This is a genomic window from Methanomassiliicoccales archaeon (assembly GCA_014361295.1).
Taxonomy (GTDB): domain Archaea; phylum Thermoplasmatota; class Thermoplasmata; order Methanomassiliicoccales; family JACIVX01; genus JACIVX01.
This window is the reverse complement of the sequence record JACIVX010000055.1, coordinates 1-2,170: the sequence shown is the minus strand read 5'-3', so window position 1 is coordinate 2,170 and position 2,170 is coordinate 1. Positions and strand designations below refer to the sequence as shown.

Below are 2,170 nucleotides of genomic sequence, written 5' to 3'. Positions count from 1 at the left end.
TATTTATTGCAACAAGCCCTGAGTTGGAGTTAAACCTCCCTATTCCTTTGGAGAGCTCCCGGCTAAAGGCCCTTCTCTCCTTTTCGGTCTTTTGCATTTCTTGGGCAATCAGGGGCAGATAATCAGTGAGTGATTCGATATCAGGCTCTTCCTTTTCAAAGGCTTCGGTTAAACCTTCGAGCAGCATAATTTGTGTTTCATCCAGCTCAAGGGCTGAGACTATCATTTTTTTGTGTCTCTTAACCAGTCTCATTAATTCCCGCATACTCTTCATCATTTCAATGTAATCATTTTCAAGCTGTTCGATTATGGCTCTAGCCTTTTCTTTTGGTTCGAAGGGAGGCACTGCCACGGAGTACACGAAGAGTGCTCCAAAGGCATAAGAAACGTCATCTGCCAGTTTTTCAAGGTCGTTCCGAGCCCGATCCAGCTTTTTATGGAAGGTAAGTGCTAGCGACCTTTTGAGATTCCTTTTCTTCTCCTCTCTCTTTCTCCACTGGATGAAGTCAACACCGATTTTGAAAAGCTCATATAATGCAATGGCAAGGCTGAAGTATGGCTTGAGATTAGTAGCAATTGTTCCCCCCGAGCCCGTAAAGACTTCAAATATTGCCTTATCGAGCTCGTGCATAGACATTCCCTCTCACTTGTTCAAATCATCTCTTGTGGGCCAGATAATAAGCTGCAAAAGCTCCCAAGGCAATCAAAATTAATACTTCAAGCATTTCCTTGAATTCCTTTGACTCTTTTAGTCTGGTTAAGTATCCCCTAATCTTTTCGAGCGCTGGCTCTAAGTTTCTTGGATCAAATCTTATATATTCCACACCAGTTAAAAAGCCAGTAACATCGACTCCCTCCTCTACTAAAGGAATTATCAGTTTTCCAATAGCTTTTGCATATCCCAGTTCCTGTTGAACTCATGCCGACTTCGAGGCTTTACTTGTCAAGATTGCGAGAACAACATCACATTGCCTGATGGCATCCTCTATCTTGGCGGGAAGGTAAGTGCCTGCTCTAACATCCTCCTCCGCGAGGTATATGTGGAACCCCTGAACTTCCAAGGTTTCTCTCACCTTTGTGATAACTTCATAATCTGAAGAAGAATGACTAATAAAAACACTCAACAATCCCATCACCTCTTCCCCTTCTTCGAAAACGTCCTCGCCTTCACCAGCCTCGCCTTCACGAGCTCGACAACCGCCCTGTAGACCTCAAGCTGCTCTTCCTCGGTCAATCCGAGCGCCTCGAAGATCACCCTGTCCAGCTCGCGCCTGTCGGGAAGGACCCTGTCGAGGGAAACCTCCTCCGGCTTGATGTTGCTGAAGTCTTTGTTTGGCTTTGGAAGGCCGAGCTCCTCGAAGATGGACTTGATTTCGTAAGTTGACAGTTTCTCAAACAACTGGTGTAGGCTCTCTTCGAATTCTGAAAGGGCTTCCGGTTTAAACACAATAAGTTTCTGGATGTCAATTCCTTCGGTCTTGAGTGCTCCTTCACCCAAGTTCGAACGACCGATAAGTTCTCTCACAAGGGCTTGGTATGTTGCGAACAGAGAAACAAAAAGATAAACTTTTGAGCCCTTTTCGTTACCAGTTATTTCAAACAAATTATGGTCAACAACAATTCTATCGCTTTCAAGCAACCCAACTATCAATCTGTCGTTATGTATCATCGGCCAAAGAACATCAGGAGTTTCATGAGGTGTTAACCCATACCATGGCCGCCTATTCCGCAGAGTTGTTCTGTTCGGGTATCCTTGTTTCTCGCCCCATTCAATGTAATTGATGGCATGAATCTTTCCGTTAGTTCTTAGAGACGATATTGATTCCGTGCAGATAAATGCCACATTCTTCAAACTCCTTTCATTAATTATCGGAGTTTTGATTTCCCTTGGGCTAATTATCACCGGCCTCAAAAACTCCTCCTCGATATATCCATCCCATCCCGCCTTATTCTTGACGGCAACCAACCCTTCCTCCGGCTCGTGAACCCTTTCACAAACAGGACAGACGGGCCACTCTATCGGGTTCTTTATCGGCTCAAGATAGAAGAACTCGTTTGCCCCAGTTGTGAAGCCCCTCCTGACCTCTGCAATCTCCCCAAGCTTCACCAGCTTGCCCTTTCCTTTATCAAGGATAACATAGAATATCCTTGGAGCCCTTATGAGTATCCC

Annotated in this window: 3 protein-coding genes; all 3 read right to left on the bottom strand. The window is 45.0% G+C overall.

The window, feature by feature from the left end:
- Nucleotides 1–631, bottom strand: a 631-nt coding sequence (locus tag H5T41_11025) for a hypothetical protein (protein ID MBC7109290.1), incomplete at its 3' end; no start/stop codon positions are given.
- A gap of 286 nt (nucleotides 632–917) precedes the next feature.
- On the bottom strand, nucleotides 918–1,133 hold the full coding sequence (locus tag H5T41_11020) for a toll/interleukin-1 receptor domain-containing protein (protein ID MBC7109289.1): 216 nt from the start codon (nucleotides 1,131–1,133) through the stop codon (nucleotides 918–920).
- Nucleotides 1,133–2,170: hypothetical protein (locus H5T41_11015; GenBank protein ID MBC7109288.1), on the bottom strand; the 1,038-nt coding region annotated here is incomplete at its 5' end. The genes H5T41_11015 and H5T41_11020, both read right to left, overlap by 1 nt.